22 protein-coding genes are annotated in these 24,233 nt (G+C 61.6%); 15 read left to right on the top strand and 7 right to left on the bottom strand.

Going from position 1 to position 24,233, the window contains the following annotated elements:
• Window positions 1–135: 135 nt before the first annotated feature.
• Window positions 136–924 (top strand): DUF481 domain-containing protein, encoded by a 789-nt coding sequence (locus ACXMYO_RS01220; RefSeq protein WP_438766244.1) that lies wholly within the window; start codon window positions 136–138, stop codon window positions 922–924.
• Window positions 925–1,013: 89 nt separating this feature from the next.
• Here ACXMYO_RS01220 and ACXMYO_RS01215 read toward each other — a convergent pair whose 3' ends face one another.
• The gene (locus tag ACXMYO_RS01215) at window positions 1,014–2,285 is read right to left on the bottom strand and encodes a malic enzyme-like NAD(P)-binding protein (protein ID WP_457807545.1); all 1,272 of its coding nucleotides are present in this window, start codon (window positions 2,283–2,285) and stop codon (window positions 1,014–1,016) included.
• Between the two features lie 235 nt (window positions 2,286–2,520).
• On the opposite strand from ACXMYO_RS01215, the gene ACXMYO_RS01210 reads away from it, so the two are divergent.
• The 13 genes from ACXMYO_RS01210 (at window position 2,521) to tatC (ending at window position 15,632) form a co-directional block, all read left to right on the top strand.
• Window positions 2,521–4,755 (top strand): primosomal protein N', encoded by a 2,235-nt coding sequence (locus tag ACXMYO_RS01210; protein WP_457807544.1) that lies wholly within the window; start codon window positions 2,521–2,523, stop codon window positions 4,753–4,755.
• 207 nt (window positions 4,756–4,962) lie between these two features.
• Window positions 4,963–6,648, top strand: a complete 1,686-nt coding sequence (gene argS / locus ACXMYO_RS01205; protein ID WP_438766241.1) for an arginine--tRNA ligase — start codon at window positions 4,963–4,965, stop codon at window positions 6,646–6,648.
• On the top strand, window positions 6,649–7,509 hold the full coding sequence (locus tag ACXMYO_RS01200; protein WP_438766239.1) for an SPOR domain-containing protein: 861 nt from the start codon (window positions 6,649–6,651) through the stop codon (window positions 7,507–7,509).
• A gap of 274 nt (window positions 7,510–7,783) precedes the next feature.
• Window positions 7,784–8,305 (top strand): ATP-dependent protease subunit HslV, encoded by a 522-nt coding sequence (gene hslV, locus ACXMYO_RS01195; protein ID WP_438766238.1) that lies wholly within the window; start codon window positions 7,784–7,786, stop codon window positions 8,303–8,305.
• 2 nt (window positions 8,306–8,307) lie between these two features.
• Window positions 8,308–9,672: an ATP-dependent protease ATPase subunit HslU gene (gene hslU, locus ACXMYO_RS01190; protein WP_457807543.1), complete on the top strand. Its 1,365-nt coding sequence runs from the start codon at window positions 8,308–8,310 to the stop codon at window positions 9,670–9,672.
• A gap of 132 nt (window positions 9,673–9,804) precedes the next feature.
• Window positions 9,805–10,197, top strand: coding sequence for a gamma-butyrobetaine hydroxylase-like domain-containing protein (locus ACXMYO_RS01185; RefSeq protein ID WP_438766236.1), 393 nt, complete (start codon window positions 9,805–9,807; stop codon window positions 10,195–10,197).
• Between the two features lie 164 nt (window positions 10,198–10,361).
• Window positions 10,362–11,108 (top strand): bifunctional demethylmenaquinone methyltransferase/2-methoxy-6-polyprenyl-1,4-benzoquinol methylase UbiE, encoded by a 747-nt coding sequence (gene ubiE / locus ACXMYO_RS01180; RefSeq protein ID WP_438766235.1) that lies wholly within the window; start codon window positions 10,362–10,364, stop codon window positions 11,106–11,108.
• 129 nt (window positions 11,109–11,237) lie between these two features.
• Entirely contained in the window at window positions 11,238–11,873 is a 636-nt protein-coding gene (locus tag ACXMYO_RS01175; protein ID WP_438766234.1) for an SCP2 sterol-binding domain-containing protein, read from the top strand.
• Window positions 11,873–13,501 carry a ubiquinone biosynthesis regulatory protein kinase UbiB gene (ubiB, locus tag ACXMYO_RS01170; protein ID WP_438766233.1) on the top strand — a complete coding sequence of 543 codons (1,629 nt, stop codon included), beginning with the start codon at window positions 11,873–11,875 and terminating at the stop codon, window positions 13,499–13,501. Before ACXMYO_RS01175 ends, ubiB begins: the two co-directional genes overlap by 1 nt.
• Before the next feature lie 96 nt (window positions 13,502–13,597).
• Window positions 13,598–13,936, top strand: coding sequence for a phosphoribosyl-ATP diphosphatase (locus ACXMYO_RS01165; protein WP_438766232.1), 339 nt, complete (start codon window positions 13,598–13,600; stop codon window positions 13,934–13,936).
• A gap of 104 nt (window positions 13,937–14,040) precedes the next feature.
• The gene (gene tatA, locus ACXMYO_RS01160; protein ID WP_438766231.1) at window positions 14,041–14,292 is read left to right on the top strand and encodes a Sec-independent protein translocase subunit TatA; all 252 of its coding nucleotides are present in this window, start codon (window positions 14,041–14,043) and stop codon (window positions 14,290–14,292) included.
• 6 nt (window positions 14,293–14,298) lie between these two features.
• The gene (gene tatB, locus ACXMYO_RS01155) at window positions 14,299–14,862 is read left to right on the top strand and encodes a Sec-independent protein translocase protein TatB (protein ID WP_457807542.1); all 564 of its coding nucleotides are present in this window, start codon (window positions 14,299–14,301) and stop codon (window positions 14,860–14,862) included.
• Window positions 14,859–15,632, top strand: a complete 774-nt coding sequence (tatC, locus tag ACXMYO_RS01150; protein WP_438766228.1) for a twin-arginine translocase subunit TatC — start codon at window positions 14,859–14,861, stop codon at window positions 15,630–15,632. Before tatB ends, tatC begins: the two co-directional genes overlap by 4 nt.
• 16 nt (window positions 15,633–15,648) lie before the next feature.
• Here tatC and elbB read toward each other — a convergent pair whose 3' ends face one another.
• Window positions 15,649–16,317: an isoprenoid biosynthesis glyoxalase ElbB gene (gene elbB / locus ACXMYO_RS01145; protein WP_438766227.1), complete on the bottom strand. Its 669-nt coding sequence runs from the start codon at window positions 16,315–16,317 to the stop codon at window positions 15,649–15,651.
• A gap of 778 nt (window positions 16,318–17,095) precedes the next feature.
• Between elbB and ppk1 the strand changes: the two genes are divergently transcribed.
• Complete coding sequence (gene ppk1, locus ACXMYO_RS01140; protein ID WP_457807541.1) at window positions 17,096–19,291, top strand: polyphosphate kinase 1; 2,196 nt, start codon at window positions 17,096–17,098, stop codon at window positions 19,289–19,291.
• A gap of 95 nt (window positions 19,292–19,386) precedes the next feature.
• Here the strand turns inward: ppk1 and ACXMYO_RS01135 are convergent, their stop codons facing one another.
• The 5 genes from ACXMYO_RS01135 to ubiD all read right to left on the bottom strand — a co-directional run bounded on the left by ACXMYO_RS01135 (window position 19,387) and on the right by ubiD (window position 24,173).
• Entirely contained in the window at window positions 19,387–20,496 is a 1,110-nt protein-coding gene (locus tag ACXMYO_RS01135; protein WP_457807540.1) for a 3-deoxy-7-phosphoheptulonate synthase, read from the bottom strand.
• A gap of 16 nt (window positions 20,497–20,512) precedes the next feature.
• On the bottom strand, window positions 20,513–20,641 hold the full coding sequence (locus ACXMYO_RS01130) for a hypothetical protein (protein ID WP_438766224.1): 129 nt from the start codon (window positions 20,639–20,641) through the stop codon (window positions 20,513–20,515).
• A 547-nt stretch (window positions 20,642–21,188) separates the two neighbouring features.
• Window positions 21,189–21,902, bottom strand: coding sequence for a dihydromonapterin reductase (gene folM, locus ACXMYO_RS01125; protein WP_457807539.1), 714 nt, complete (start codon window positions 21,900–21,902; stop codon window positions 21,189–21,191).
• A complete protein-coding gene (locus ACXMYO_RS01120) occupies window positions 21,899–22,636 on the bottom strand; it encodes an FAD-binding oxidoreductase (protein ID WP_457807538.1) in 738 nt (245 codons plus the stop codon). The genes folM and ACXMYO_RS01120 overlap by 4 nt, the downstream gene beginning before the upstream one ends.
• 67 nt (window positions 22,637–22,703) lie before the next feature.
• Window positions 22,704–24,173 (bottom strand): 4-hydroxy-3-polyprenylbenzoate decarboxylase, encoded by a 1,470-nt coding sequence (gene ubiD, locus ACXMYO_RS01115; RefSeq protein WP_457807537.1) that lies wholly within the window; start codon window positions 24,171–24,173, stop codon window positions 22,704–22,706.
• Window positions 24,174–24,233 lie beyond the last annotated feature (60 nt).

Here is a 24,233-nt window from a genome sequence, read left to right as displayed (position 1 = left end):
AAACATCACCCTAAACCCCGTCTCTTCCGGGCACACTGCGCTCGCGCAGCGCCTGCTCCGGAGAGACGCTGTGGGATCACACCACCACTACAGCTGCTGTCGCAGTGCATCGGTACTTGAGAGATTGTCACCATCATGGGTTCACGCCGTACACGTTCTTTTTCTTTTGCCGTCTTTTTGCCGCTACTGGCCACCGTACTGCCCTGCGGGCAGAGCCTGGCCGCCGATAACGAAAACTTTGCCGGCTACTCCACGCTTGAAAGTGCTTCTCAGGCCGATGAGTACTTCGATGGCGAGTATTCGCTGGGTTACACGAAACTCTCGGGCAACAGCAACAGCTCCAGCCTGCGTACCAGCACCAACCTCACCTGGTATGACGGCCCCTGGTCGTGGAATCTCTACGCCGGTATCAACAGCGCCAGCGATGACAACGACACCTCGGCCGAGAACTACAATCTCGGCGGGCGCACCCGCTTTAACCTCAGCGATGACAACTATCTCTTTGGCCTGGCGCGCTGGCGCAAGGACCGCTTCGCCGGCTACAACTCGCAGAGCACGCTGGCCGGCGGTTACGGTCGTCAGCTGCTCAGCGGCCCGCCACAGGCCCTGTCGATCGAGGCAGGCCCTGGCGTGCGTCGCGACAGCTATACCGACGGCGGCGGCGAAAAATATCGGGCGCTGGCCTACAGCGGGCTGAACTATCGCTGGCAGGTCTCCGACACGGCCACCTTCGGTCAGGATCTGGTACTGGAAGCCACCGGACTCAACCTCATCATGCGCTCCCAGACCTCGATGACGGTGGCGATCAACGACGCCCTGGCGATGCGTCTGTCCTACGATGTCGATTTCAACGACGACCCGCCCGAAGACGCCAGCCACAAGACCGATACCACCACGGCTGTCTCGGTGGTCTACGACTTCTAACGCCCTTCGTTTCCAGGCCGGTTGCCGGACATGAAAAAGCCCCGCGACCAGGAGGTCGCGGGGCTTTTCGTATCGCCCGGCGGACTTGATCAGCCGCCGTAGACGTCCTCGACGCTTTTAAGCGGATAGTGGGACGGATAGGCCTTCGTGGCCACACCTGAATCCACTGCGGCACGGGCCACGGCTGAAGACACGCGATCAAGCAGGCGCGAATCCAGCGGCGTGGGAATGATATAGCCCCGGCCGAACTCGAGCGATTCAAGCTCATAGGCCGTCAGCACATCATCGGTGACCGGCTCGCGGGCGAGGTCCTTGAGGGCATGGACGGCGGCGACCTTCATTGCTTCATTGATTTCGCGGGCCCGCACATCCAGCGCGCCGCGAAAGATGAAGGGAAAGCCCAGCACGTTGTTGACCTGGTTGGGATAGTCCGAGCGCCCGGTCGCCATGATTACATCATCACGGGTGGCATGGGCCGTATCGGGATGAATCTCCGGGTCCGGATTGGAGCAGGCAAAAACGACGGGATTGGCCGCCATTTTTTTCAGCTGCTCAGCGGCAAACAGATCCGGACCGGACAGACCGATAAACACATCGGCGCCGTCGATGGCATCATCCAGGCTGCGCTCGGAGGTAGTGGCCGCGTAGCGCGCCTTGAACTCGTTAAGATCATCACGACCGTCGTGAATGACGCCGCGGCTGTCGAGCATGCGAATGTTGTTGCGTGCCGCGCCGCAGGCGATCAAAAGATCCATGCAGGCGATCGCTGCCGACCCCGCCCCCAGACACACGATTCGAGCGTCTTCCAGCGTCTTGCCGGCGATATCCAGGGCGTTGAGCAGCCCCGCCGCAGTGACAATCGCCGTACCGTGCTGGTCATCGTGAAAGACCGGGATATCACAGCGCGCCTTGAGCTCGCGCTCGATCCGGAAGCACTCGGGTGCCTTGATGTCTTCCAGATTGATGCCGCCCCAGCTGCAGGCGATATTGGCCACGGTCTCGATAAAGGCGCCGGGATCGGCGTTGTCGACCTCGATGTCGATGGCATTGATGCCGGCAAAGCGCTTGAACAAAACGCCCTTGCCTTCCATGACCGGCTTGCTGGCCAGCGCCCCCAGATTGCCCAGCCCTAAAATGGCGCTGCCGTTGGAGATGACGGCGACCAGGTTGCCCTTGCCGGTATAGCGATAGGCGGTTTCCGGGTCGCGGGCGATTTCACGCACCGGCTCGGCCACGCCCGGGCTATAGGCCATGGCGAGATGTTTTGAAGACGTGGTGGGCTTGGTAAGCTCGATACTCAGCTTCCCCGGAATCGGGTGAGCGTGATAATCCAGTGCGGCCTGTCTCTTGTCCTGGGACATGTCTATTACTCGGTCTAAAATCAATTATCAATTCGGCGGAGCGTATCGAAAAACCCCTGCCCCTACAAGCTGACAACCCCGGACGCACAGCGCCTACAAAAGCGCTACAAAAACGTGGCAAGGGATCGCCGTCACGACCGGATAACAGAACGTGCTACCCTGCGCGGCCCGTGAAATGACCGCTAAAAAGCGATCTGACCAACCCCTTCCTTTATACCTCTGGAGCAAGCCGACCGTGTCCACGTCCGGGCCTGACCGCGTGATTCTGGCAGTCGCCGTGCCCTCGCCGCTCAAGCGAGTATTCGACTATCTGCCCGGCCGGGAAACCCCCGACAACGGCTGGGTGGCCGGCGTGCGCGTGCGCGTGCCCTTCGGACGGCGCTCGGTGGTCGGCGTGGTGGTCGAGATTCGACATCAAAGCGATGTGCCACCTGATCGCCTGCGTGGCATCGAAACCCTGATCGATCGAAGCCCCCTGCCCGAGGACTGGCTGTGGCTGTGCCGCTTTGCCGCACGCTATTACCAGCACTCGCTGGGCGAGACCCTCAACAGTGCCATGCCGGCCCTGCTGCGCCAGGGCCGGCCGCTGGAGGCGCGCTCTCAGGCACGCTGGTTGATCACCGATGCCGGCCGGGCGTCGGACGAGGCCCTGTCACGGGCGCCTCGCCAGGCCGAACTGCTGGCCGCCATCGCTCAGCACCCGCGCGGGCTGGTGGCCTCGGCCATCACCGCGCTGGGATTTAACCGGACACAGCTTCACGCCCTGCGTGACAAGGGGCTTATCGACTGCCGCGAGGAGAGCGTGGCCGCCCCCGCCGGCGAGCGCACGGCCGCGACACTGGCCGAGCCCACCCTCGCCCTCAACCGTGAACAGTCGGGCGTCCTCGCCGAGCTTCATCAGGACATGGACCGGTTTCGGGTCTCGCTGTTGCACGGCGTGACCGGCAGCGGCAAGACCGAGGTCTATCTGCAGCTGATTGAGGCGGTCATCGACCGCGGGGGCCAGGCGCTGGTACTGGTGCCCGAGATCGGCCTGACACCGCAGACGCTGTCGCGCTTTCGAAAACGATTCAACGCGCCGGTCATTGCCCTGCATTCCGGGCTCAACGACAACGAACGCCTGGACAGCTGGGAGGCCGCCCGCTCGGGGCGCGCGGCCGTTTTGATCGGCACGCGCTCGGCCGTCTTTACGCCTCTGGCGCGCCCCGGCGTCATCATCGTGGATGAGGAGCACGACGGCTCTTTCAAGCAGCAGGACAGTCTGCGCTATCATGCTCGCGATCTGGCCATCGTTCGCGCCCAGCATCATGGCATCCCCATCGTGCTGGGCAGCGCCACGCCATCGCTGGAAAGTCTTTCGCGGGCGCGTGACGGCCACTACCGCCATTTACGACTCACTACCCGCGCCGGCAACGCCGCGCCGGCGGCACTGTCGCTGGTGGATCTGCGTGGCAAACCTCAGCGTGGCGGGCTCGGCCCTCAGGCGCTGGCCGCCATCAAGGAACACCTTCAGGCGAAGCGCCAGGTGTTGGTGTTCGTCAACCGTCGCGGCTTTGCGCCGACGCTTGCCTGTCATCAGTGCGGCTGGCTGGCCGAATGCCCTCAGTGCGACGCCCGCATGACCCTGCACCGTGACCCGCACCGCCTGATTTGCCATCACTGCGAGCAGCAGCGCGGCGTGCCGGACGCCTGTCCCGACTGTGGCAGCGCCGATTTAAGGCCCCAGGGCGCCGGGACCGAGCGCACCGAAGAGGCGCTGCAGGAGGCCTTCAGCGACACCCGTATCCTGCGCATCGACCGCGACAGCACCCGCCGGCGTGACGCGCTGGAACACACGCTCAACGAGATCCGCCAGGGCAATTCCTGCCTGCTGGTCGGCACCCAGATGCTGGCCAAGGGCCACCACTTTCCTCATGTCACGCTGGTGGTGGTGGTCAACGCCGACGGCGGGCTGTATAGCGCCGATTTCCGCGCGCTCGAACACTCCGCGCAACTGCTGACCCAGGTCGCCGGCCGCGCCGGGCGTGCCCAGCATCCGGGCCGGGTGCTGATCCAGACCCTGCATCCCGAAGACCCGAGCCTGAGGCTGCTGGTCGAGGAGGGCTATGACGCCCTGGCCGAGTCGCTTTTGACCGAGCGCCGTCTGGCCGGCCTGCCGCCCTTTCGCTTCATGGCGATGATGCGCGGCGAAAGTGCGCGCATGGAGGCCGTCATCGAGCTGTTCACCCAGGCCGGAGACGCCGTACGAAAGTGGCTCGATGAGCGGGGCCTGGCCGTGCACTGTCTGGGGCCGGTCCCGGCCCCCATGGAGCGGCGCCAGAACCGCTATCACGCCCAGCTTTTGTTGAGTGCCGACCGACGCGGTGCCCTGCATGAGGCCAGCGCCTGGCTGGATGAGTGGATGTCACAGCAAAGCGATGCCCGGCGCCTGCGCTACAGCATCGACATCGATCCGCAGGAAATGTACTGAGCCAACGGGCCCCGGCCACATGCACGCGATACACCCCGGACACAATACCGGTTTTGACACTGTCCACGGTTGAACGATAATGGCGGGCGCCAAAGCGCCTGCCCCTGTCTGATCCAGACGGCGTCAGCGGGACACCTGTCATCAGGCGCGCAGTTCAAGACCTGGCCGAATGCGTCGGGCCAGCCATCCACGACCATAGATGCCAGCATGAAAGAGACAATCACCCTACTGCTTAACACGGCGCTTGAGGCCATCAAGGCCGAAGGCGTTTTGCCCATCGGCATCGAGCCCGACATACGTGTCGACGTTGCGCGTGACCGGGCCCACGGCGACTACGCCAGCAATCTGGCCATGATGCTGGCCAAACCCGCCGACATGAAGCCGCGCGAGCTGGCAGAGCGTCTGATTGCCGTGATGCCGGCCTCCAGCGCCATTTCAAGCGTCGAGATTGCCGGCCCCGGCTTTATCAATTTCTTCGTCAACACCAGCGCCGCCGGCGAAGTGCTTTTTGACATCCTTGACGCCGGTGACGCGTTTGGTCGCAACAGTGACGGCCAGGGTCAGAAAGTGCAGGTCGAGTTTGTCTCGGCCAACCCGACCGGCCCGCTGCACGTGGGCCACGGCCGCGGCGCGGCGGTAGGCGACAGCCTGTGTCGCCTGCTCGAGGCCAACGGCTACAGCGTTACCCGCGAGTTCTACTATAACGATGCCGGCGCCCAGATCGACAATCTGGCCCTGTCGGTGGCGGCGCGCATCAAGGGCATCGAGCCCAACGACCCGGCCTGGCCGGCCGACGGCTATCGCGGCGAGTACATTCAGGACGTGGCGCGCGCCTATATGCAGGGCGACACCGTCACCGCCGACGACCGTCAGGTCACGGCCGCGGCCGATTCCGACGACATGGACGCCATTCGCGCCTTTGCGGTCGCCTGGCTGCGCCACGAACAGGATCTTGATTTAAAGGCCTTCGGTGTCGGCTTTGACGTCTTTTTCCTTGAGTCCGACCTTTATGAAAGCGGCAAGGTGGAGGCCACGGTCAAGCGTCTGATCGAGGGCGGTCATACCTACGAGTCCGACGGCGCGCTGTGGCTCAAGACCACCGACTTCGGCGATGACAAGGATCGCGTGATGCGAAAGCGCGAGGGCGGCTACACCTACTTCCTGCCCGACGTCGCCTATCATCTCGACAAGTGGGAGCGCGGCTTTACCACCGTCATCAACGAACAGGGCGCCGACCACCACTCCACGGTGACCCGCGTTCGCGCCGGTCTTCAGGCGCTGGATACCGGCATCCCGAAGAACTGGCCGGACTACGTCCTGCACCAGATGGTGCTGGTCACCCGCTCGGGTCAGGAGGTCAAGCTCTCCAAGCGGGCCGGCAGCTACGTCACTCTGCGTGATCTCATCGATGAGGTCGGCCGTGACGCCACGCGCTACTTCCTGGTGTCGCGCGCAGCCACCTCGCAGATGACCTTTGATATCGATCTGGCACGCTCCCAGTCCAGCGACAACCCGGTCTACTACGCCCAGTACGCCCACGCGCGCGTATGCAGCGTGGAGAAAAAGGCCGCTGATAACGGCTGGGCCTTTGACGCGGACCTGGCGCAGGCATCGCTGCATCTGCTTGAAGACGCTCGCGAGCGCGATCTCATCAACCGGCTGGGCAGCTGGCCCGAGACGGTGCGCCGTGCCGCCGAGCAGCGCGAGCCGCAGCAGATCGCCCTGTATCTGCAGGAACTCGCCAGCGAATTCCACACCTGCTACAACGCCGTCAAGGTCATGGTCGATGACGCCGATCTGCGCAACGCGCGACTGGCGCTCGGCCTGGCCGTACGCCAGGTCATGCGCAACGGGCTTGACCTGCTGGGCGTTTCGGCCCCCAGGGAGATGTAAATGGCACAGCGCCAGAGCAAGAAGGCGCCCTCGGACAAGGGCGCCACATCACGCAACAAGGCAAAGGGTGGCGGCGACGGCTTCCATATTCCCGGCTGGCTGTGGGCACTGGTCGGCGTTATTGCAGGCTTTGCCATCGCCCAGTACTTCCAGAACGATGCGCCGCCCAAGCGCGACCAGGTCGCCGCCGTGGTGGCCAAAAAGCGCGCCGATGGCGCAGAGCAGCCGCAGGACGGCGAGGCGTCACAGCAGGACAGCGAAGAAGGTCAGATGCCGACCTTTGAGTTCTACACCCTGCTGCCCGAATCGGAAGTGATCGCGCCGAACGTGGAAGACTACAGCTCGCCCCCACGCCCCGGCACCGAAGGCGCCGTACTGGAACAGCATGCCAGGCGCATCGCGGGCAGTGACGGCACCTCCTCGGTAAGCAACCCGAACGGCAACGCCTCGTCGCAGCAGAGTGCTCCGCCATCCCGGCCCGAACCGGCGCCCGAGCGCTCGGACAATGCCAAAAGCGATGACGCCATCCAGCAGCTGGCCTCTCGCCACGAGTCGGCCAGCACCCGCCAGAGCGCGCCGGCCCGGCAGGAAAGCGCAAGCAGCAGCAACGCCGGCTCGGGCAACGGTCCCAGCTACATGCTGCAGGCGGCGTCGTTCAAGTCACAAAGCGATGCCAACGCCATGGCCGGCAAACTGCGCGATTTGGGCCTTGTCACCCAGGTAAGCCAGGTCCAGACGGCGGACGGCACCACCTGGCACCGCGTGCAGGCCGGCCCCTATCAGGACTCGGGTGAGCTTTCTCGCGCCCGGGGACTGATGCAGACCCGCGGCATCGATCCGATGCAGATTCAGCAGCGCTGAGACCCGACGCCTGCCGACACAAGGGGTGCCTGTTGCCATGCAGCAGGCACCCTTTTTCATGAATCCGGGCATCGCCCCCAGGTGTTGATGGCGCTGAAAGCGTGCCACGCCGGGGTCGTCATGCACACTTCAGTCAATTTCCCTTTGAGTCATGGCTTGATTTGGGCAGCGAGAGCCCGCACTTCAGGGGAAAGTTTTCAAAACGCAGACGATGTACGCGCCGTTTGCGTTCAAGTCACCAGGTGCATGTCACCAACGCATTGGAGTAGCGCCGATGACCACGATTGTTTCCGTTCGCCGCGGCGAACAGGTCGCCCTGGCCGGCGACGGACAGGTATCGCTGGGTAATACGGTCATGAAGGGCAACGCCAGCAAGGTCCGCCGTTTTCATCGCGGCCAGGTGCTGGCCGGCTTTGCCGGCGGCACAGCGGATGCCTTCACGCTGTTTGAGCGCTTTGAAGCCCAGCTTGAGAAGTATCAGGGTCATCTGGCCAAGGCCGCCGTGGAGCTTGCCAAGGAGTGGCGCACCGACCGCGCCCTGCGCAAGCTCGAGGCGATGCTGGCCGTGGCCGACCGCCATTCCTCGCTGATCATTACGGGCACCGGCGATGTGCTGGAGCCCGAACACGGCATCATCACCATCGGTTCGGGCGGTCAGTATGCCAACGCCGCCGCGCGCGCCCTGGTGCAGAATACCGACCTGTCAGCGCGTGACATCACTGAAAAGAGCCTCGCGATTGCGGCAGATATCTGTGTGTACACCAACCACAACGTGACGCTCGAATCACTGGACTGATCATGACCGAGACTTCCATGTCCCATCAAAACGCCAACAGCAATCACATGACCCCGCGCGAGATCGTGCACGCGCTGGATCAATACATCATCGGCCAGGCCGAAGCCAAGCGCGCCGTGGCGATCGCCCTGCGCAACCGCTGGCGCCGCATGCAGCTCGATGACGCGCTGCGCCCGGAGGTCACGCCCAAAAACATCCTGATGATCGGCCCGACCGGCGTGGGCAAGACCGAAATCGCGCGCCGCCTGGCCAAGCTGGCCAACGCGCCGTTTATCAAGATCGAGGCAACCAAGTTTACCGAAGTCGGCTACGTCGGGCGCGATGTCGAATCGATCATTCGTGATCTGGTGGAAGCGGCCATCAAGCTGGTGCGTGAGCAGGCCAAGTCACAGGTCGGCCACAAGGCCGATGACGCCGCCGAAGAGCGCATTCTCGACGCCCTGCTGCCGCCTGCCCGTGGCAGCGAATACGACAGCGGCAAGGGTCGTGACAGCGCCACGCGTCAGACCTTTCGCAAGCAGCTGCGCGAGGGCACGCTCGATGACAAGGAGATCGACATCGAGCTGTCACCGGCCGGTCAGGGCATGGACTTTCAGGCCCCGCCGGGGATGGAAGACATGGCCAACCAGCTCTCCAGCATGTTTTCCAACATGGGCAAGCAGAACAAGGAGACGCGCCGTCTCACCGTGAAGGAAGCCTTCAAGCTGGTCCGTGATGAAGAGGCCTCAAGGCTGGTCAACGATGACGATCTCAAGGCCCGGGCCATCGAAGCCGTGGAACAAAACGGCATCGTGTTTCTCGACGAGATCGACAAGGTGGCCAAGCGCGCCGAATCCGGCAGCGGTGGCGATGTCTCCCGCGAGGGCGTACAGCGTGACCTGCTGCCGCTGATCGAGGGGTCCACGGTGTCCACCAAGCACGGCATGGTGCATACCGATCACATCCTCTTTATCGCCTCTGGCGCGTTCCACCTCTCCAAGCCCTCGGATCTGATTCCGGAGCTGCAGGGTCGCCTGCCGATTCGCGTGGAGCTTTCGGCGCTGTCACCGAACGAATTCAAGCGCATTCTGACCGAGCCGTCGGCCTCGCTGACGCGTCAGTATGAAGCGCTGATGAAGACCGAAGGGCTGGACATCGAATTTACCGATGACGGCATCGAGCGCATTGCGCAGACGGCCTGGCAGGTCAACGAAGGCACCGAAAACATCGGCGCACGGCGTCTGCACACGGTCATGGAACGCCTGCTGGAAGAAGCGCTCTTTGACGGCAGTGACATGAAGGGCCCGCTGGTGATCGACGGCGCCTATGTCGATGAGCGTCTGGGCGAGCTGGCCCGCGATGAGGATCTGTCTCGCTATATCCTCTGAGCGTCTTTATCGTTTGACGCCAACCGCGTATCCTGGAGGGCGGCCCGTTCATGGGCCGCCCGTTTTTTGACATGATGCCCGCCCCGTTCGGAAAAAGGCATCATCCGGTGCGACCCAACATGGAGCCATCCCATGAGTGCCCCCATGCCAACCGGCGTTCACTACCATCAGCGCAGTCGCGAACTGGCGCTGACCTATGACATCGAGGGTGAGGCGCAAAGCTTTCGTCTCAGCGCCGAAATGCTTAGAGTCTATTCACCCTCGGCCGAAGTGCGCGGCCACAGTCCGGAGCAGGCCGTTTTGCAGACCGGCATGAAATATGTCGGTCTCAAAAACGTCACGCCGGTGGGCAATTACGCCCTCAAGCTGCATTTTGATGACGGCCACGACAGCGGTCTGTATACCTACGCCTATCTCTGGGAGATGATCGAAAACCGCGAGCTGTGGTGGGACGACTATCTTCACGAGCTCAAAAAGGCCAATGCGTCACGCGAGCCGCTGGGCATACCGCTGCAGCGCCAGTGACGCCATCCCGAATGGGCGTCAGGACAAATGATGTCCTGAAAGCTACAATGGCTCTCGACAGGCGCGCCCCTCCCGACCGGACAGACAACGCCTTCATGCCCATCGGGCAGGCAGCGCCGCCGATACCAGAATACATGACTTGCAAACGCTGACAGGGGAACGCCATGGACAAGCAGACAACGCACTTCGGCTATGAGGAAGTCCCTGTCGAGGAGAAGGCCGGCCGCGTCGAGCAGGTCTTCGATAGCGTGGCACGCCGCTATGACGTCATGAACGATCTGATGTCGATGGGCGTTCATCGCTTCTGGAAGCGCGTGGCGCTGGAGCGTTCGGGCGTACGCCGCGGCCATGCCGTACTGGACATCGCCGGCGGCACCGGCGACCTGACGGCCAAATTCGTGGAGCGTGTCGGCCCCACCGGTCGGGTAGTGCTGGCCGATATCAACGCCGCCATGCTGCAGGTCGGGCGTGACCGTCTGATGGATCGCGGCATCGGCGCTCAGGTCGAGATCGTGCAGGCCGATGCCCAGGCCCTGCCCTTTCCGGACAACACCTTTGACTGCATTACCATTGCCTTCGGTCTTCGCAACGTCACCGACAAGGATGCAGCCCTTGCCTCCATGGCGCGCGTGCTCAAGCCGGGTGGCCGGCTGCTGATCCTGGAATTTTCAAGACCCGTCAATGCGGTTTTCGAAAAGGTCTATGATCAGTACTCCTTCCATGTGCTGCCCCGCATCGGCAAGTGGGTGGCCAACGATGCCGATTCCTATCGCTATCTGGCCGAATCGATCCGCATGCATCCCGATCAGCCGACGCTCAAGGCGATGATGGAAAATGCAGGGCTTGAGCGCGTCGAGTACACCAACATGACCGGCGGTGTTGTGGCACTGCACCGCGGTATCAAGTTCTGAACGGCCCGTGCGGATGGTGCCCTTCGCTTGGCAGCATCCGCCGGGGCGCTTTCCCGACAGGGTTAACGGCATGACATACGCGTATTTCATGACTTTTCGTCATTGCATTTCTCAAGGGCAGTCCCGCTGATGTCCTTTATTACCCCCGTACTGCTGGCCGGTATCGAAAAGAGCGTCAATCGCTTGCTGGCACGCGACCCGGCGGCGCCGTCTCGTCTGGCGGCCATGGCCGGACAGCGTCTTTTGCTGCGGCTTGAGTCGCCCCGTATCGAAGTACTGGTCATCTTTCATATCCATGGCCTCACGCTCGCCTCGCTGCCCGACGGCGAAGATCGTGACGCCGACACGACCATCGAAATCGATGCCGACACGCTGGGCGCCCTGCTTGGCGGCATGCCGATCCAGTCGCTCATGACCAGCCATCGACTGGTCGTGCGCGGCCAGCTCGGCCTTTTGATGCAGGCCCGTGAGCTGCTCATGGATCTTGATATCGACTGGGAAGGCGCCTTTGCCGAATGGTTCGGCGAGGCACCGGCGCACAGCCTGGCCACCGGCCTGCGACGCCTGGGCCACTTTGGTGTGCACTCATCAAGAAGTCTTGAGCAGGATCTGCGCGAGTACATTCTGGAAGAGGGCCAGTGGCTTGCCGGCCGCGCCCGCTTTGATGTGGCCCGCGATCATCTGACCGAACTCGAAATTGCGACGGACCGGCTGGAAGCCCGGCTTGAACGTCTCAACCGTCGTCTGCGAGGGCATCACTCTTGATGACGCTATGGCGCCTGATCCGTATTGCCTGGGTGGTCACCCGTTACCGGCTCGACAGCCTGATTCCTGCCGAGCGGCTGCCGGGTTATGCCCGCTTTTTGATGGCCATTGCCCCCATCCGGCTGTTCCCGAAAGGGGACAGGACGCGTGGCGAGCGCCTGCGACTGGCCCTGGAAGATCTGGGGCCCATTTTTATCAAGTTCGGTCAGATGCTATCGACCCGGCGCGATCTGATGCCGCCGGATATTGCCGTTGAACTCAAGCGGCTGCAGGATCAGGTACCGCCCTTTCACAGCGAGACGGCGCGCAACATCATCGAGGAAGAACTCGGCGCCCCGGTCGGTGAGCTGTTCGATCACTTTGAACCCGATTCGATGGCCTCGGCTTCCATTGCCCAGGTCCATGCCGCGCGCCTGCACACCGGCGAAGAGGTCGTGGTAAAGGTCATTCGCCCCGGTATCGACAGCGTCATGCGCAACGACATGGCGCTTTTGTATACCTTTGCAAAGGTCCTTTTGAAGGTCTGGCCCGAGGCCCGACGCCTGCGGCCCGTGGAAGTGGTCAAGGACTATGAGTCTACGCTCTTTGATGAGCTCGATCTGCAAAAGGAGGCGGCCAATACCTCCCAGCTCAAGCGCAACTTTCAGCACTCGCCGCTGTTACACGTCCCGACCATCTACTGGCCGCTGACGCGCAAGCGTGTCATGACCCAGGAGCGGGTCAACGGTGAACCCGTGGCCAATACCGAGGCGCTGGAAGCTCAGGGCGTCGACATGCGCCTGCTCGCCGAGCGCGGCGTGGAGATCTTTTTTACCCAGGTGTTTCGCGACAACTTTTTCCATGCCGACATGCACCCGGGCAACATCTTTGTTGATATCAGCAATCCGAGCGACCCGAGCTACATTGCCATCGACTGCGGCATCGTGGGCAGCCTGACCCGGGAAGATCAGGACTATCTGGCGCGCAACATCATCGCGTTTTTCCGTCAGGACTATTACGAAGTGGCCATGCTGCACATCGAGTCCGGATGGGTGGGCGAGGATACCCGCGCCAACGAATTTGCCGCCGCCATTCGCTCGGTATGTGAGCCCATTCTGGAAAAGCCGCTCAAGGACATCTCCTTTGGCCAGGTGCTGATGGGGCTTTTCCAGACGGCGCAGCGCTTTCACATGGAGGTGCAGCCGCAGCTGGTCCTCTTGCAAAAGACCCTTCTCAATATTGAAGGGCTGGGGCGCACCCTGTATCCCGAACTCGACCTGTGGCACACCGCCAAACCCTTTCTGGAGCGCTGGATGCACGAGCGTGCCGGGCCCAAGGGGTTCTGGGAAGAGCTCAAGCGCCAGGCACCGGATCTGGCCCAGCGTATTCCGCAGCTTCCGGTACTGGCCCATCAGGCCCTGTCCCAGGTCGAAAACGAGCGCAAGCACCGCGAGCAGCAAACGGCCGCTCTGGTCACGCTTCAAAACACCTCGTCGGGCGTACGCCGGGGCGCGCGCCGGATACGCATCGGGCTGATCCTGATCGCGGGCGCTCTGGCCTGGCAGCCCATTTCACAGTGGGCGATGCAGCAGCACTGGAGTATCCTGGCGGCCGCCGGTATCGGCCTGGTGCTGGTGATCTGGCGCTGAGCGGTGCAGATAACATCGACACATTGCGGGCGGTGATGATATAAGCTCCCATCATCCTGAACACGCCCTGGCATGAAACATCAGGAACCCATCTCAATGAGCACGATTCTCGAGCAGCTCGATCAACGCCTGGCCGAGCGGCGCCATGGTGACGCTGATACGTCCTACGTCGCCGGCCTGCACCAGCGCGGTCTCAACAAGATTCTGGAAAAGGTGGGCGAAGAATCGATCGAAGCGATCCTGGCCGCCCGCGATGCCGAGCACGGTGACGAAAGCGCCCGTCAGGCACTGGTCAACGAGACGGCCGATCTCTGGTTTCATTCGCTGGTCATGCTCTCGCATCTGGGATTGGACCATCGCGGCGTGCTTGAAGAGCTGGCACGTCGTCAGGGCATTTCGGGACTCGAGGAAAAGGCATCGCGCACTAACGGCTAACGTTTGCCCCTTTTGCCTGTCCTATCACTACAATGAAGGTGCAGCCCCTGGCGGCACCGGACTTATCAACGACCGTGTCCTGTCGGACACAATGGAGAAACGCCATGTTGGGTGGTATCAGTATCTGGCAGCTTCTGATCGTTCTGGGCATCATTATTCTGATTTTCGGCACGAAAAAGCTTCGCAATCTGGGCGGCGATCTGGGCGGCGCCATCAAGGGCTTCAAGCAGGCCGTCAACGATGATGACGACACGACCAGCAAACCTCAGCAGCGCGTCAAGCATGACGAGACCCCGGGCAACGAGACCATCGATAGCCATACGGACACGCGCGAAAAAGAAGACACCCGGAAATAACTCTCAATGTTCGATGTCAGTTTTCCCGAGCTGATCGTGATCGGCGCCATCGCCCTGGTGGTGCTGGGCCCCGAGCGTCTGCCAACGGCAGCACGCACGGCCGGCCTGTGGCTGGGAAAGATCAAGCGAACGGTTTCCAGCGTTCAGCAGGAGATCACCTCCCAGCTCGAGACCGAAGAGCTGCAGCGCAAGATGAAAAGCCAGCAGGACCGCTTCGATCAGGGGCTGAAAAAGGCCCGGACTGATATCGAGAGTCTGGGAGATGATCCCTCTGCCGGCAGTCGAAAGCTTTCGGACAAGGCCCTTGCTGATGAGCGCTCGTCACAGCCAACAGACGAGCCACCCAGGGTCGATGAGACACCCGGAACCGATCAGACGCCAGAGCACCCAAAGCCTGATGTCGAATCGTCAACCAGGCCGGCACCGGATCGCCATGCGAACACTGCCGACCCTTCGACTGCCCCGGCGCCGGCCTCCGAGGCCGCTTTTGATGAGCAGAAACCATCCGATGCCGCCGTCTCTCGACCACCGGCATCGGACCGTCATGACAGGGATAACCACGATCGATGAGCCCACAGGACGATAATCAGTCGCAGACACCGCTGATCGATCACCTTATTGAACTGCGCTCGCGCCTTTTACGCGCCATGATCGTCATCGTGGTGGCGTTTGCCGCGCTTTATGCCTTTTCCAATCAGATCTACACCTTTGTGGCCGAGCCGCTCATGGCGCTGCTGCCGCCCGGCTCGCAGATGATCGCCACGGAAGTCGCCTCGCCGTTTCTGGCGCCGTTCAAGCTGACGCTGATCGTGTCGCTGTTTCTGGCCATTCCCTTTGTGCTCTATCAGGCCTGGGCCTTTATCGCCCCGGGCCTTTATGCCAACGAGAAGAAGCTGGCCCTGCCCATTCTGGGCTCAAGCGTCATGCTGTTTTACGGCGGGGCCGCCTTTGCCTACTACGTGGTGTTTCCGCTGCTGTTTCAGTTTTTCACCACCGCCGGGCCGGCAGATGTGCAAATCATGACCGACATCAATGCCTACCTCTCCTTCGTGCTCAAGCTTTTCATGGCGTTCGGGCTGGCATTTGAAATTCCGGTGGCCACCTTTTTGCTGGTGCTGACCGGTGCCACCACGGTGCAGGCGCTCACGGCCAAGCGCCCTTATGTGGTCATTGCCTGCTTTATCGTGGGCATGGTGCTGACACCGCCAGACATCATCTCCCAGACACTGTTGGCAGGGCCCATGTGGCTTTTGTTCGAGGTCGGGATCCTCTTTGCTCGTCTCATTCGTAACCCGCGCGGCGGGCGTGATGACGTCGAGATGAACGACACCGACAGCTAGGCAAACCGGCCGCGCGTCAGCGCGGCTGCTCCATCAGGGTATTAACCCGCTCCACCAGCTTGAAAAGCCCCTGAGCGATCTCCGAGGGGCGTTTGCCCATCAGCCAGCCGGGTGTGGTGAGAACACGGTGCTCGATATCCACTACGATCTCGCCCACGCCGACGCTTTTATGTAATCCCCCCATGGCACTGATGGTGCCGGAAAGGGCCGCACTTTGCCCCAGCGTCACCGGAATGGCCTGCTCAAAAAGCCGCGGCACCAGCAGCGCCGCCATGCCGACCAGGGCGATGGGCTTGCGCGCATCATGAAATTCGTGAAGCCGGGAAACAAGCTGTTCCAGCACCTGCATGGAAGAGCCGCTGACGGCGAAATCGCTCAGTTGATTGATGGCACCATGCCCGCCGGGAATGATGATCGCGCCAAACTCTGCTGACTGCAGTTTGTCCAGCGGATAGATGCGCTCGTGCACCATGCGACACGACTCCACCATGGCATGGCGGCCTTCACTGTCCATGGGCTCGCCGCTGGTGTGGTCAATCACGTGATGCTGCGCCACGTCGGGGGCAAAGCAGCTCCATTCAAGGCCCAGCTGATCCAGGCGCAACAGCACCATCGTCAGCTCCTGTACATCCGTGCCATCCAGCCATCCACATCCGGAAATCACGACTGCTACACGCTTTTTCATGCTGCTGCTCCCATGAGATACATGTCATCCGCCTTCCCGGGCAGACAGGGGTGACCGGCACCAAAGGATGCCTGATCAATTGCGACGATAATCGCCACCGCTGCCGGACAGGCCAGCTATCATGATTGTATTCGTTCATGTCAGGTTTGCGCTGCAGGTGTTCGCTCTTGAGCGCCATGCCCTTGATGCAGGAAAGCACAATGACGGTTGATGATCCGATTCTGCCCGTTTTCATCCGTCAAGGAGATCGTCGCCACAACGCTATGGCATCGCCGCCGGAAACGGGAGGGAATCCGGCAAAAAGCCTATCAGACCATGGATCTGGTTCCACAAGCCCCTTTGTGATCCCATGTGGCTTGTGCAGGGCCTGGCCTCATTATCAATATCGCTCCGGGCCCTGTACCGTATATCGTCAGGACACCATTCCCGGCAATCGGGGCCAGGCAGGCCCCACGCCCGGCGTTAGTGGCGCTGCCTGAGAGCGGCGGCCCAAACACTGCAGAAGGCGCCGGTGTGGTCGTGACCAGACCGGCCATGCCTTCTCCGAACGTACTGTATCGCGTCAGACAGGGCGGCGTGCCCCGACTTTCGTCTACCGACACGCCAGGCGCTGGCAGGGCCTGGCTGGATAAAACAACGGTCATGCTGATGTCACTTTTTCAAGGCCAGGCCGTACCGGCGCCCAAGGCAGACTGACTGTCATGAAAGCGTCATGAGAGTTTCCCACACTGGTGGATGCGGTTTTTTGGGCCGCATGTCATTTCCCGGAGAGTTCTCGATGTCATCACTGCCCACTACCCCGGCTTGCGAAACACCCGCCTCAACCGAGAATGACCCTGCCTCGACGTTGAGGATCAACCATACGCATGCCGGCATCCGCGCCAGAGCCGCCGCCAATGCCGCACGCGACCTGGATGATGCCGGGCTCTATTTCAACCGTGAACTCTCGACGCTGAGGTTTCACGTTCGCGTTCTCGAACAGGCACTTGATGAAACCCATCCCCTGCTCGAGCGGCTCACGTTTTTGCTGATTTTTTCATCCAATCTGGATGAGTTCTTTGAAATTCGCGTAGCCGGTCTCAAGCGGCGCATCGCCTACGGCAACGAAACGCCCGGCATGGATGGCCACTCGACCTCGAGCATTTTTCATGACATCGCCACCACCGCCCATGAGCAGGTAGAGCGCCAGTACCATATTCTCAACACCCAACTGATTCCGGCGCTGGCCGAGCGCGGCATCCATTTCCTGCGCCGCAACAGCTGGAACAGGGCGCAGCGTGACTGGGTCAGCGCCTACTTCGATGACGAGATCATGCCGGTCATCAGTCCGATCGGGCTGGACCCGTCGCACCCCTTTCCGCGGCTGGTCAACAAAAGCCTTAATTTCATCGTCGAACTGGAAGGCTGCGACGCCTTCGGCCGTGAGGGCGGCATGGCCATTATTCCGGCGCCGCGCTCGTTGCCCCGTCTGATCAGATTGCCGGAGGCGCTGGAGCGCGAGGGATGTCAGGAGTATGTGTTTTTGTCCTCGATGATTCATGCCCACGCTGAACAGCTCTTTCCCGGCATGACGGTACGCGGCTGCTATCAGTTCCGCCTGACCCGCAACGCCGACCTTGCCATGGACACCGAGGATGTGGCGGATCTGGCCTCGGCGCTCAAAAGCGAACTGCTGGCCAGACGCTACGGCGATGGCGTGCGCCTGGAAGTGGCCAACAACTGTCCGGCGCATTTAAGCGATTTTCTGCTCAAGCAGTTTCAGCTCGGCCAGGAGGATCTGTATCTGGTCGATGGCCCGGTCAACCTGAGCCGACTGATGGCCATGATCGGCGACAGCGAGCGCAGCGATCTGCGCTACAACCCGTTTGTGCCGGGCCTGCCGAAGGCGCTGCGCAAGGATGAGAGCCTGTTTGATCTGATCAGCCGGCAGGATATTTTGCTGCTGCATCCCTGGGAGTCATTCGGCGTCATCGAAAACTGGCTGGCCGAGGCCGCGCGTGATCCGGGCGTGCTGGCGATCAAGCAGACGCTCTACCGCACCGGCTCCGATTCGGGGGTGGTCAGCGCGCTGGTGGACGCGGCACGCAGCGGCAAGGAAGTGACCGTGGTCATCGAGCTGCGGGCGCGCTTTGATGAAGCCGACAATATCGCACTCGCCTCTCGACTGCAGGAAGCCGGTGCCAACGTGATCTATGGCGTCATGGCCTACAAGACCCACGCCAAGATGCTGCATATCGTCCGCCGCGAAGCCGGACGCATTCGCCACTACGCCCACATGGGCACCGGCAACTACCACTCAAAGACAGCGAAGCTTTATACCGACTACAGCCTGCTGACGGCGCGCGAAACGCTGTGCGAGGATGTGCACCATGTCTTCCAGCAGCTTTCGGGCATGGGAGAGCCGCGCCATACCGAGCATCTTCTGCATGCGCCCTTCACGCTGCACAAGCGTCTGGTCGAGCTGATCGACCGGGAAACCGCGCACGCCCGCAAGGGGCGCAAGGCCATGTTGACCGTCAAGTGCAACTCCCTGACAGAGCCCAAACTGATCCAGGCGCTGTACCGGGCCTCGCAGGCCGGCGTCATCTGTCAGCTGATCATTCGCGGCACCTGCTGTCTGCGCCCGGGCGTGCCCGGCATCTCCGACAACATCACGGTGCGCTCGGTGGTGGGCCGCTTTCTGGAACATACCCGCGTCTTTTACTTTCACAACGCCGGCAAGTCCGAAACCTGGTGCTCCAGCGCCGACTTCATGGAGCGCAACATGTTCCAGCGCGTCGAGACCTGCTTTCCTCTGCTGGACAAAAAGATCGCCCAGCGAGTCAGAAAGGATCTGGACACCTACATGCTGGACAACTGCCAGAGCTGGACGCTACAGCCGGATGGCCACTATGAAAAGCGCTGCCCGGGCAAGGATGAAGCCGCCATCAGCGCGCAGGAAACCCTGCTGTACGCCTACGCGGCACGGCCCTGAGGCCTTGCATTTTTTGTCAGAGACATTTTAAAAAGGCCCGGACACCCTTGGGTGTCCGGGCCTTTGCTTTTGCGCCAAAACCGTCTCGTCGCAGCTCAGGCGTACTGCGCCATTGATTCCTTTTTGGACAGGCGCTGCGCGACACGGCGCAGGTGATGTTCGCTGTCGGTCCACCCAAGGCAGGCGTCGGTCACGGAGACGCCATAGTGCAACGTGCCGCCCAGGGACTGCTTGCCTGCCTCCAGATGGCTTTCAAGCATGACGCCGACCAGTGATGAGGTGCCTTCAAGACGCTGGCGAATGACTTCGTCAAGCACCAGCGGCTGTCGAGCCGGGTCCTTGCCGCTATTGGCATGAGAGCAGTCCACCATGATGGCCGTTGAAACACCGGCCCTGCCGAGCGCATCAATGGCCTGCTGAACGCTTTGAGCATCATGATTGGGCCCCTGATGGCCACCGCGCAGCACCAGGTGCGTATTCGGATTGCCGCTGGAGTGTAAAAGCGCCGGACAGCCATTGTCATCAAAGCCCGGATAGCGATGACCATGGCGACTGGCGCCCATGGCATCGATGGCAACCTGAATGCCGCCGTCGGTGCCGTTTTTGAATCCCGTGGGCATGGGCAGCGCACTGACCATCTCGCGGTGAATCTGTGACTCGGTGGTCCGTGCCCCGACGGCGGCCCAGCTGATCAGATCCTCCATGTAGGCGCTCAGCATGGGCTGAAGCAGCTCGCAGGCGATCGGCAGACCCAGCGCGGTAATATCGCGCATGAGCCGGCGCGTACTGGCCAGCCCTTCTGCCATGTTGTTGCTGCCATCAAGATGCGGATCATAGACCAGCCCTTTCCAGCCCACGGTCGTACGCGGCTTCTCGACGTAGACCCGCATGACCAGCACCATGCTGTCAGCCACCTCATCGGCAAGCCCTTTCAGGCGTCGGGCATAGTCAAGCGCACTGTCGCGATCATGAATCGAACAGGGCCCCATCACGACCAGCAGACGTGAATCCCGCCCGTCCAGAATGTCTCGAACCGCCTGGCGATGACCGGCGATCTGCTCTTTTAAAGCGGGCTCAAGCGCGATGGCCTCCTTGAGGGCACTCGGTGTTGGCAGCGGCTGGGCAACACCCGGGCCACCGGCGATACCGTTTTGATCAGCGCAGGTGGCAGCGGCAGGCTCGACAGTATTGAGTAAGGCGTTCATGGCGTTTTTCTATCCTTTAACAGCGTAACAATCGGGATTCTGGAGCGCCCTGTGCCAGCACGCCGACGGCCAGCGCTCGAAACGCCGTCAGCGTGTGGTTAAATCGCCAGTCAAAAGTCGAGTCGTTGTTATAAGTCATGGTCATGCTGCTCTCCTGATGGCTATCGGGCCGTTGACCCGTGACATGAAAAACAAAAAACCCCCGGTGGCATGCTGCCAACCGGGGGTTTCATGGGTGGGCAGCACGGTAGACACCGGCACGCCCTGATGACTCAGGCGTGCCTGTCTCTAAACCAATAGCCCACTGGATAACCGACCATGCCATGGACACACGACAACACGGCCATCGCCTGAGGCGAGTGCCGTATCGGTGTGTCATTGAGCATGAAATGTGGCATGCAGGTTATCCTGATCAACGATATCTGGTTCGACTGTCCGGGGGTCAGGGACCCCGTGGTCAATCATCCGAGACTAGCATGGCTGACTCAGATGAGAAACTCCTTCCAGATAAACAGTGCCGGCAGCGCGGCCGCCAGCGATATCACTACGACGCCGGCCACAATACCGACCAGCAATGCACGATCCTTAAGTAACGTCGACGGCGATGTCATGATGGCCACCTGTCACGGTCGTTGGAACAGCGTTGTTGTTGAACACCAAAAATATCCGGCGACCCGGTCGCCGACACCAGTTCACTTCACATGGCGTCCGCCGTCAACAGGCAATGTGGTCCCTGTGACGAAAGCACTATCAAGCAGATAGCGCACGCCCTGCCAGATCACCCGGGGCCCGGGCACCGCAGGCAGGGCCGACCGGGCGTTGAGGTGCGCCACATAGTCATCACCGTCGTCGGCATTGAGCATGATGCCGGCAGGCGCAATGGCGTTGACCTTGATGTCAGGCGCAAAACGCCGAGCCATGGACAGGGTCAGATTCTCGAGCCCGGCCTTGGTGGCGGCATAGGCCATATGCTTTCTTGATCCGTGGGAGGCGCTGTAATCCGTGACATGGATGATGTCGCGCATGGGTTCGGGACAGGCCATCAAAAGCGCATGAGCATGCACATTGATAAGATAGGGCGCCTGCATGTGCACCTGAAACATCAGGGCAAAGTCCTCGCCACGCGAGGCGCTGTCCTCATCGCGCTGCCAGTGCGAAGCATTGTGAATAATCGCCCGCAGCGCACCGGTGTGCACCTTCAACCGGGCAATGAAATCCAGAATGTCGGCCTCGTTGGAGAAATCGGCATACAGCGCGGTAATGCCCCGACGTCGCAGCGCCTCGATGGCGGGGCGTTCGCGGCGATAGGTGATGATGACCGGGTGGCCATCGTCATGCAGGCGTTCGGCACAGTAGCGGCCCAGTCGCTGACCGCCGCCGGTGATCAGTATGGGCGCCTGGCTCATGACGCCGCGTCCTGCCCCTGCACTCGAGGCGCGTAGCTGAAGACATCGGAAAAGATTCGCTTGGCCATGGGCTCGATCCGGGCCAGCGTGTCCACCACGGCATAGACCATGCCGGGGGAGCCGGCGATAAAGATGCTGGCCTCGTCGGCACGTTGAACGCGATCATGCAGAGCGTTATCGATACGCTCGACCACACCGTCAAAATCCTCTTCACCAGGCAACTCCACCACGGGCGTAAAGCTGAACTGCTCGTGTTGTTCGGCCCAGTGGCGCGCCTGAAGCTCCATATAAAGCTCGCTGCGCGCGCGCGCCGCCCACCATAGATGGATGGGACGCTCGGGATGCAGAGCAAGCGAGGCCTCGATGATGGATTTCATCTGTGCAAACCCGGTGCCGGCCGCGATCAAAAGCAGCGGCCGCGGATCATCGAGCTCCAGCACCGACTCCCCGCCGGCCAGCGAGACCTCGATCTCGGCGCCCACATGGAGCTGTTCAAACAGCGCCCGTGCGTTGTCGCTTTCGGCCACATACTGGATGTGCAGTTCGAGAATGCCCTCACCGTTGGGCGCATTGGCAATCGAAAACGGCAGATGATTGCCCTGTACCACCAGCGTCAGATACTGACCCGGGGCAAACAGGATCTGTTGCGGGTCGCCACGCAGAAAAAGGCGATAGACATCGGCCGATAGCGTTTCCATGGTCTCGACCCTACAGGTCAGCGTCCTGGCAGACATGGTGCTTCCTTCAATCGATAGAAATGCAGCAGTGCATTGTGTCGGTAACTCCCGAGCCGTTGACGGCTCAGGTATTGATGCCGTAGTCGTCCCAGCGCTCGTCCACCCGGGCCTTGATCTCATCGCTCATCACAATCGGCGTGCCCCACTCGCGCTGGGTTTCGCCCGGCCACTTGGACGTCGCATCAAGACCCATCTTGGAGCCCAGACCGCTGACCGGCGAGGCAAAGTCGAGATAGTCGATCGGCGTATTGTCCACCATGACCGTATCGCGGGAAGGGTCCATGCGCGTCGTGATGGCCCAGATCACATCCTTCCAGTCGCGGGTGTTGACGTCATCATCCACCACGATCACGAACTTGGTGTACATGAACTGACGTAAAAAGCTCCACACGCCCATCATCACGCGCTTGGCGTGTCCCTGATACTGCTTTTTCATCGACACCACGGCCAGGCGATAGGAGCACCCTTCGGGCGGCAGATAGAAGTCGACGATTTCAGGAAACTGGCGACGCAGAATGGGCACAAAGACCTCATTGAGCGCCACGCCCAGCACGGCCGGTTCATCCGGCGGGCGCCCGGTGTAGGTAGAATGATAGATGGGATCGCGGCGATGGGTAATGCGCTCGACGGTAAAGACCGGGAAGGTATCGACTTCGTTGTAATAACCGGTGTGATCGCCAAAGGGGCCTTCCGGCGCCATGTCATCAGGATAGATATGGCCTTCCAGCACGATCTCGGCGCTGGCCGGCACGCTGAGATCGGCGTGATGACACTTGACCAGCTCGGTCTTGGAGCCGCGCAGCAGCCCGGCAAAGGCGTATTCGGACAGCGAATCGGGTACCGGCGTCACGGCGCCCAGAATGGTGGCTGGATCAGCGCCCAGCGCCACCGCCACCGGAAAGGGCTCGCCCGGATGCGACTGCTGCCAGTCGCGAAAATCCAGCGCCCCGCCGCGATGGGACAGCCAGCGCATGATCAGGCGATTTTTCGACAGCTTCTGCTGGCGATAGATGCCCAGATTCTGGCGCTCCTTGTGCGGCCCTTTGGTAATGACCAGAGGCCAGGTCACCAGCGGCGCGGCATCCCCCGGCCAGCAGTGCTGAATGGGGATGACATCCAGATCGACATCGCTTCCCTCGAGCACGACTTCCTGACACGGCGCCTTTTTGACGTGGCGCGGCCCCATGCTCATGACCTGCTTGAAAATCGGCACCTTCTGCCAGGCGTCACGAAATCCCTTGGGCGGCTCGGGCTCCTTTAAAAAGGCCAGCAGCTCGCCGACCTCTCGCAGGGCACCCACGCTGTCCTGGCCCATGCCCAGCGCCACCCGGCGCGGCGTGCCAAACAGATTGGCCAGCACCGGCATCGTGCTGCCACGCACGTTTTCAAACAGCAGGGCCGGTCCTTCATCGCGCAGCACGCGATCACATATCTCGGTCATTTCCAGATGAGGGTCGACTTCAGCGGTAACACGCTTGAGCTCCCCCATCCGCTCGAGCCCCTGGATAAACTCCCGCAGATCGCGATACTTCATGCCGATCCTTCCCGTAATAAAGCAAAGGGGCAGCATAGCATGCTGCCCCTCTCATGCAGG

Source organism: Kushneria sp. EE4, from assembly GCF_977968315.1.
This window is presented reverse-complemented; position numbering and strand designations above follow the sequence as displayed.